Raw genomic sequence first — 7,987 nt, 5'->3', positions numbered from 1 at the left:
AAGCTCCTACTTATGAACTTCATGATGTTTACAGAGCGCTGTCGGTTCTTGCAGAGGAGTCTGATTTTATTCAGTCTGAGGTATTTAAATGCAGCAAAATTTTCGGAAAGCGAAACGACAGGGTTCTATACTATGACTGTTCAAATTTCTATTTTGAAATCGAGCAGGAAGACGGTATTAAAAAGTATGGCAAAAGCAAGGAACATCGTCCCAATCCAATCGTTCAGATGGGACTTTTCATTGATGGAGACGGTATTCCTCTAGCTTTTTCAATCTTTGGAGGAAATCAAAACGAACAGAAATCACTAAAGCCTCTGGAGTCCAAAATACTCCAGCAGTTCGGGCATGAGAAGTTCATTTACTGCAGTGATGCTGGTCTTGGTTCAACAGATAACCGCAAATTTAATCATCTTGGAGAACGAGCTTTTATTGTCACCCAGTCAATAAAAAAACTTGATGCAGAGAACAAAGCACTTGCGCTGAGCAAGGATGGATTCAAAAGACTTTCGGATAATAAAAAGGTCTCTGCTGCAGCAATTCAAGATGATGATTCTGATGAACTTTACTACAAAGAAATTCCCTATATCAGTGGAAATATAGACCAACTCCTCATAATCACCTACTCCCCTAAATATGCAGCTTATCAAAGGTCAATCCGAGAAGCTCAGGTTCAACGCGCTGAAGCTATGATAAAAAAAGGAAAGCTCAAAAAGAATCGCAAGAATCCTAATGATCCAGCTCGTTTTATAGGCAAGGATGCATGTACCAAAGAAGGTGAAGTTGCTGATATCCATTACTATCTTGATGAGGACAAGGTTGCTGAAGAAGCCAGATATGATGGTCTCTATGCTGTTTGCACAGATCTGATAGATGACGATGTCCAAGAGATTTTAAAAGTGAGTGAAGGCAGATGGCAGATTGAAGAATGCTTCAGAATTATGAAAACAGACTTCTCAGCAAGGCCTGTATATATACGAAGAGAGGACCGGATAGAAGCTCATTTTCTTACATGTTTCCTGGCATTACTTGTATATCGTTTATTGGAAAAGCAGCTTGAAAGCATGTATACCTGTGAAGAAATCCTGGATAAATTAAAATCTATGAATTTTGCAGACATAAAAGGTCAGGGATACATGCCTACTTATGTTCGAGACAAACTGACTGATGCTCTCCACAGAACATGCGGATTCAGAACTGACTACGAATTCATCACCAAAGCTGATATGAGAACAATAGAAAAACAGAGTAAGCAAAGGTAATATTACTATATTTCAAGAAGCACAAAGATAACGCCGAAAGCCAGATGATTCAAGGTTTTCGGCGTTATTTATTGTTGTTGAACTGTCAAAGACAGGAATATACCATTATTTATATACATTGTAAATAATTACGATCAGTGCAGACCTGCAAAAACAGAAGCCAAGAGAACAGTAAAAATACCTGATACTGCAATAGCAAGGCCACTCATTGCGCCTTCTACATCACCTATCTCGATTGCCTTAGCTGTTCCAATGGCGTGGGAACTTGCACCAAAAGCCAGTCCTTTTGCTATAGGCTCCTCAATATGCGCAGCTTTGCAGATGAATTCTCCAAACATATTTCCAAGAACGCCTGTTATTATTATAACAGCCACAGTAATGGTAACGTAACCGCCTAATTCTTCAGAAACACCCATTCCAATAGCTGTTGTAATAGACTTTGGTAAAAGTGTCACATATTCTTCATGGGACAATCCACATAACACAGACAGTACTAAAACTGTTGCTAAACTTGTCACTGTACCTGCCAGCAGTCCCAGCAGAACAGCCTTATAATTTTTCTTCAGTAATTCAAACTGCTCATAAAGAGGGATTGCAAGGCAAACTGTTGCAGGAGTAAGTAAATAGCTTAGGTATTTTGCTCCTTCGTTATAAACTTCATAATCCACTTTTCCTATTACTAAAGTACCACAGGACAGAATAATAGCTATAAGCAGCGGATTAAATATTCCAAGCTTAAACTTTTCCTTTAGGAAAACTCCTATCATGTATGAAACAAGACTTAATGTAACTCCTGCGAACAGGGAATTTTGAAATAAAGCGTTCATCTTACTTTTTTGTCCTTCTGATAATAATCTGTGAAATCCAACCGGTAGAAAGCATTACTGTTATAATCGTTACAACAGTAATAATGCTAACTGGTATAAGAATCGGTTTGAGATTAACCCAGCTGTTAACAAGACCCACACCTGCAGGAATGAACATAACAGGCATTATCTCAATCAAAAAAGATCCTGCATCCTTAACATCTGTATACTTCACCACTCCTGTAATCAAGGCAGTAAATAACAGTGCCATTCCATATATACTTGCAGGAATTGGGAACGGTAGAATGAGCTTCAAAAGTTCACCCGTAAATGAAAACGCAAGAATTACCAAAAACTGTTTTATATACTTCATAAAAACATCCTCGATTCTACAGCAGACACTATCTTTTGCCATACCATCTGCAAACATTGTGTATTCTACATCAGGGATATTATAAAATTCAAGAATAATATCTCACAAAAAATTTAATGAAATGGTCGATTGAATTAGACTTATAGTTGTTTTATCTGAACAGGCAAAGACTGTAATCGTAAATAAAAAAGAGCCTGTATCATTGCCATAACTATGATATTTTTCTTTTTATAAATACTTAGCGAGAAAACCCCTTCCTGCAGGTTGGGGAAGAATCGCCAATTTTTATTGAACCGAACTGATGTTTGTGCTAGAATATATGTATTGGACCATTGACAACTGTGAATCACGAGAATGCGCCGCCCGATTTATTCAATTTGTCTCTAAAAAACGGACGGTGTGAGGTAACACACCGCCCGCATACGAATCTATCAGTTAAACAATGTATACTCTCCGATATAAGGAAGCGGTTTTTCGCTCATATTGAAAGCTCTCACGATTCCCATAATGGAAAGTACAAAACATGCGATTCCAAGAATGCTACCACCAGTTGCAAGGATCCCTCCTGCCCTTGTAAGGATTGTTCCAACGGTACCAATAAGGTTTATGATAAGCGCCTGATTAAGATGTCTCCTTACAAGCGTATCATTTCTATCACGCATCAGGAATGATACAACAAAACCAATCCATGTGATATAACTAAGTACTGCAAAAAGCTTTGAATTCTTATACATAACAGTGTCCTCCTCATTGGGCTTTCGCCTGTAAACATTTTTTTCATATCAGCTCATCTGATGTTTACAGTATATGCGAATCCATACATGGAATATATATCCACTATGAGGAAAAAGGTGCTGCTATTTTGCTAATACAGAGAACATTACCGCATCTTTTTCCATGAATATCATTCAAGCACCAGTTCCTCACCCGGTCTGAGTATTATCCTTTCGGGTACATCAAAGCTTTCAGCCACATTCTGATCAAAGCAGTTGGTCTTATCTGCAGGAATCATGTGGTAGGGTATGCTATGCTTTGCGCCGACAGTTTTTGCGCACTTAATTGCTTCTTTAACATCCATGTTATAAACTCCGTCACAGCAAAAGAATGCATAATCAAGATTTCTTTCTGACAGTTCCTTCATCTGTGGCGTTGTGGATGTATCTCCCGAAAGATACAGTGTTACTCCGTTAGAAAATGTAAGAATAAATCCCACACATTCCTTTGCATCATGGTTCTTGTTATAGCCTGCCTCCACCGCTTCGACTTTTACATATCCAAGATCAAAACTCTGGTGCTGTCCTCTGCTTAATGCTTCTACCCATGTAATAGTCTCGCAATCGGGATTCTTTGTGGCTATCGTATCCGTTTGCGTATGATCAAAATGTCCATGAGTCATGAGTATCAGATCTGCCGGCACATCATAACCTTCACCTGCAAATGGATCCACACCAATGCTCTCATTGGGGATTAAAATGGCGCCCGGGATATGTCCCTCTGCATACTCATCTTCCCTGCGCACATCGACGATAACATGGTCATCGTCTTTTGCCATCATCTCTTTTGCTACATCCTGTGATATCTGCGTGTACTTAAACGTCCTGACCATTCCATCACCATCCATGACCTGACCTTTTTTGTTACAGGCTGCAACTATCAAAAAAAGTAACACCCCTAAAACAATCCACCATTTTTTCATTAATTATCACCTGCCTATGATTGTCTCTATGCATATCTTAATACCCCTGGCAATCTCAGATATGCTAAGCTCAGATTTTGTATCCCCCTCAGAATCGGAAGGATTTGGAACATGGATGAAACCAGCAGGAATGCTTAACCCCTTTGTTTTCAGGTAATTCATGATTCTGTAGAAAAGGTCGTTACACACATAAGCACCTGCCGTATATGAAAGCTCAGAAGAGAGCCCTTCTTTTGTCATTTCCTCTACCATTTCTGTTACAGGAAGCGTCGAGAAAATACCATCATCCCCGGCAGTATCTATTTTCTCAAATCTCGGGCTGTTCCCCTTATTATCAGGAATCCTCGCATCGTTTATATTAACTGCAATAACTTCCGGAGTTATCTTTGTCCTCGTCCCTGCAACGCCGAGCATGATTATGGCATCAGGTCTTAATTCTTCTATCCTTTTTGCAAGTAATGATGCCGCCACACCAAAGACCACCGGTAGCCTTATCACTTCAATATCTGCTTCACCTATTCTCTTAGGAAGAAGCTTTGCTGCTTCATAGGATGGATTCGTTTTTACATTATCAAATGGCTCAAAAGCCGAAACAATTACCTTTTTCATAACCTGGCCTCAATATCTTTAATACCTCTGCCCATATCTTCATCGTTATGATCCATGATGTGCCCGTAAAACTCGCTAAAGGGCATGATCCTTACATCATTGACTTCGTAATGGTCATAGTTAAATCCACCTTCAGGGACTTCAACCCTTATTATGAACACCGATATCAGCATACCTGTCCCATCATCCCATCATTGGAATAACACTTTGCCAAAGCTTTCACTTCTTTGTAAAGCGTCAGATTAGTTTCCCTGGCAAGCTGTTTCTGAAAATATTCACGATTTATATCTGCACCCCAGTTGAAGGCATCCCCATATTTTTTCTCAAGTCTATTAATCTCATATATTAGGTCAAACATATTATTAATTACCACTATAATTCTCCATGATTTCAAGTATATCCGTTTTATAAATATTCCCATTCAACACTCCTCCATCAGGGTCAAAAGAAATAGTCTTGATATCTTTGGGATCTTCCTCATAAGGGTTTGGCACAGATGGCTTTTCATCAAAATACTCGTGAAGGTATTTAATGGCATTTCCAGATGGAAAGATCACATTACCCTGATTGAGAGAGATATGCAAAGGCTCGAATTTTTGAATTACCTCTCGCGTCCTGTCATTGTATGGATTCAAATCATCAGAACTACCAAGCCACGCAGGTTGTAAACGTACTGGGATTCCGACTTGTACGGCGTTTTGGGCAAAATTAAAGACTGGATCAAGCGGAATGTACTCCTGATGAAAAGCATCTACTGACAAAAGAATGTCATTAACTCCACTGTCATTAAGATTTTTTACAACGGCTTCTATCCTTTCCGGATTATTAGAAAAATACCCGTTTGTGATCAATTGCCTCTTTTCGATTCCCAAATCGGATGCCGTCTTAAGGATCGTGCAGACTACATCAGGGTATAGGAGCGGCTCTCCGCCAAATGTCATCACAGTTTTGATGTCGTAATGAGCGCAGATCTCTTTTATCGATTCTGCAGCTGCATCTGCATCGATATGCTCGGTGAATCCGTCGTGGTCACCCTCTGAACAGTGCTTACACTTTCCGGTACACGCCATTGTTATTACAAACTCTATTTTTTCAAGATTTCTCAAATAATCATTCACTGTCTTAAATCATCCCATGCAAATATCGATTTATTGCGCCTTTACACAAAAAATATTACTACATCTCTTATATAATCCAAATGGATCTGCACTGCAAATGGCTATTTCGACCATTGAATTCCAGACAGCGTAACAAAAAATGACAGCAGATAATATCAGATTATCTCAATATCGTAAAACCGAATCTCTGCGCTGATATTTCCGGAAGTTTCAAACAAAATGCTTTTTGATTCAATAGGTGTATAAATCATGGATGACATGGCCTGCATTCCGTGATTAGCAAAAACCTCTATACCGTGATGATCCATTATAATTCTTAAAGCTACCTCATTATCATTAACATCAATTTTGCAGGTTCTTTTGCTTACGATATCCCTTCTTCCTCCTGAGCAGGCTCTGTCAAAGGTCATGGTTTTATTGCTCAGGTCTACCGTAAGTGTAGTCTCGTATTTTTCAGATTTTGCAAGGCTTATCTTTATTTCTTTTTTGGTATCCCTGCCTGGCGCCTTTATATCCAGTTCCATATCGAAAACACTCCCGCTGACATCATCAAAAGTAGCGTGATAACATCCCGGATCAATAGTATGAGTTTTTGCCTTGCTTCGATAGCTTATCAGCTCACTTACAGGATACTGGCATAGTCTTCCATCAACAATACTTAGTTCTCTGGGAAATGTCATCTGCCCGTATATATTTCGATCTTCATGATTCTGATTACAGGTATCCCAGTTCTGCATCCAGGCTATCATTACCCTTCTTCCGTCAGGAGTAAGAAGAGTTTGAGGCGCATAAAAATCAAGGCCGTAATCAATTGCGCCTGCGCTTTCACGTACAAATCTTTTCTCTTCTCCTGCATGTCCGATAAGTACCACAGTGCCGTTTCCTGCATGGAATTCATACCCATCAGCCTCCATGTCCTGGGGACTAACGAGAAGAACCTCCTTACCATCCAATCTGAAAAAGTCAGGACATTCCCACATTCTTCCGTATCTGTTTTCGCAGCTGTCAATTGTCTGATCATACTTCCAGTCTTCGAAATTGCTGCTTTCATATAATAGAATATCCCCACTTCCATCGGATGCCCTGTTTCCTGCTACAAGATAATACTTTCCGTTCTCTTTCCATATTTTAGGATCTCTGAAATCTATTTTGCTTCCATCACCCGGAATAAGCTCAATGGGAATAATCGGGTTTTTATCTATTTTTTCGTAATTAATGCCATCTCCGATTGCTGCACACTGCTGCTGAATGTCAACATCTTTACCATCATGAAAAGCCTCGGAAACCCCAGTGTATATCAGAAGTTGTCTTCCGTCGTCAAGCTCAATGGCACTCCCGGAAAAACAGCCTTTGTTGTCATATTCTTCGTCAGGTGCAAGACAGCCCTTATACATCTCCTCTCATATGTCTTCCTGTCGAATTCGCTTACGGAGGAACTACCGCTTCATAAGAAAAATGCCAAAACGATCAGCGCGCTGACAAGTACGACTTCTTAATACCCCTTTATCATAATTGGTACAACAAAGAACGCCAAAGCAATCAGCACTCCGACAAGTAAATATTTTAGCCTGGTTCTGTCAAATGAACACGTATTCATATGCACACTATACCGATATAATATTTACTAATTATACCAGAATATTAGGTTAAATTTACTTGTCAGTATTATGCGTAGCAATGTTTTAACATGTATATACAGATTACATCTAATTTACTATCTCCTCATATTTTTTCCACACATAATCTATTAAATCAGGATTTCCAATCAGAGTGGTCTTATCCCAAATCTGGGCGACATTACCCTTACCAATAATTACGACTTCATTTTGCCAATTTCCATGATTAGCATAAGCCTTTGAAAAAAGTCCCAGACGCCCTTTTTTATCCAGCTCAACATCGTCAGAACTAGCTAAAAAGAAGCGACATAATAGCCGGTTGTAAGGTTCCTTTTCTGGTAGGGCTCGAAGGGCTTGTGAAAAACGTTCAAATTCATTATTTGCAAAAATGAGCACGCATTCATCAAAGCCTTTTGTTATCACATATTGTTTATTCTCTAATAGCTTTATTTCCCATTTTATGTATGCATGAATACACTTTTCATTTCCTGCATCATAATCATAAATAAC

Annotated in this window: 11 protein-coding genes; 1 reads left to right on the top strand and 10 read right to left on the bottom strand. The window is 39.2% G+C overall.

The window, feature by feature from the left end; translation table 11 throughout:
- On the top strand, window positions 1–1,259 hold a 1,259-nt coding region (locus tag G602_RS0116855), incomplete at its 5' end, for an IS1634 family transposase (protein WP_026660004.1).
- A 134-nt stretch (window positions 1,260–1,393) separates the two neighbouring features.
- Here G602_RS0116855 and G602_RS0116850 read toward each other — a convergent pair.
- The 10 genes from G602_RS0116850 to G602_RS31090 all read right to left on the bottom strand — a co-directional run.
- Window positions 1,394–2,086, bottom strand: coding sequence for an LrgB family protein (locus G602_RS0116850; RefSeq protein ID WP_026660003.1), 693 nt, complete (start codon window positions 2,084–2,086; stop codon window positions 1,394–1,396).
- Between the two features lies 1 nt (window position 2,087).
- Entirely contained in the window at window positions 2,088–2,438 is a 351-nt protein-coding gene (locus G602_RS0116845; protein ID WP_026493054.1) for a CidA/LrgA family protein, read from the bottom strand.
- Window positions 2,439–2,869: 431 nt separating this feature from the next.
- The gene (locus tag G602_RS0116840) at window positions 2,870–3,172 is read right to left on the bottom strand and encodes a hypothetical protein (RefSeq protein WP_026660002.1); all 303 of its coding nucleotides are present in this window, start codon (window positions 3,170–3,172) and stop codon (window positions 2,870–2,872) included.
- Window positions 3,173–3,342: 170 nt separating this feature from the next.
- Window positions 3,343–4,134 (bottom strand): MBL fold metallo-hydrolase, encoded by a 792-nt coding sequence (locus tag G602_RS0116835; RefSeq protein WP_026660001.1) that lies wholly within the window; start codon window positions 4,132–4,134, stop codon window positions 3,343–3,345.
- 6 nt (window positions 4,135–4,140) lie between these two features.
- Window positions 4,141–4,743 (bottom strand): pyroglutamyl-peptidase I, encoded by a 603-nt coding sequence (locus G602_RS27215; RefSeq protein ID WP_044932580.1) that lies wholly within the window; start codon window positions 4,741–4,743, stop codon window positions 4,141–4,143.
- Window positions 4,740–4,916 (bottom strand): hypothetical protein, encoded by a 177-nt coding sequence (locus G602_RS30650; RefSeq protein WP_155829972.1) that lies wholly within the window; start codon window positions 4,914–4,916, stop codon window positions 4,740–4,742. Before G602_RS30650 ends, G602_RS27215 begins: the two co-directional genes overlap by 4 nt.
- Window positions 4,910–5,116, bottom strand: coding sequence for a hypothetical protein (locus G602_RS0116820; RefSeq protein ID WP_026660000.1), 207 nt, complete (start codon window positions 5,114–5,116; stop codon window positions 4,910–4,912). The genes G602_RS30650 and G602_RS0116820 overlap by 7 nt, the downstream gene beginning before the upstream one ends.
- Window positions 5,106–5,861, bottom strand: coding sequence for a radical SAM protein (locus tag G602_RS0116815; RefSeq protein ID WP_026659999.1), 756 nt, complete (start codon window positions 5,859–5,861; stop codon window positions 5,106–5,108). The genes G602_RS0116820 and G602_RS0116815 overlap by 11 nt, the downstream gene beginning before the upstream one ends.
- Before the next feature lie 155 nt (window positions 5,862–6,016).
- Window positions 6,017–7,255: a glycoside hydrolase family 32 protein gene (locus G602_RS27210; RefSeq protein ID WP_049945296.1), complete on the bottom strand. Its 1,239-nt coding sequence runs from the start codon at window positions 7,253–7,255 to the stop codon at window positions 6,017–6,019.
- A gap of 312 nt (window positions 7,256–7,567) precedes the next feature.
- A partial coding sequence (locus G602_RS31090; RefSeq protein ID WP_442855919.1) for a division/cell wall cluster transcriptional repressor MraZ occupies window positions 7,568–7,987 on the bottom strand: 420 nt, incomplete at its 5' end.

Origin of the sequence: Butyrivibrio sp. AC2005, assembly GCF_000424145.1 — a bacterium.
Taxonomy (GTDB): Bacteria; Bacillota; Clostridia; order Lachnospirales; family Lachnospiraceae; genus Butyrivibrio.
This window is presented reverse-complemented; position numbering and strand designations above follow the sequence as displayed.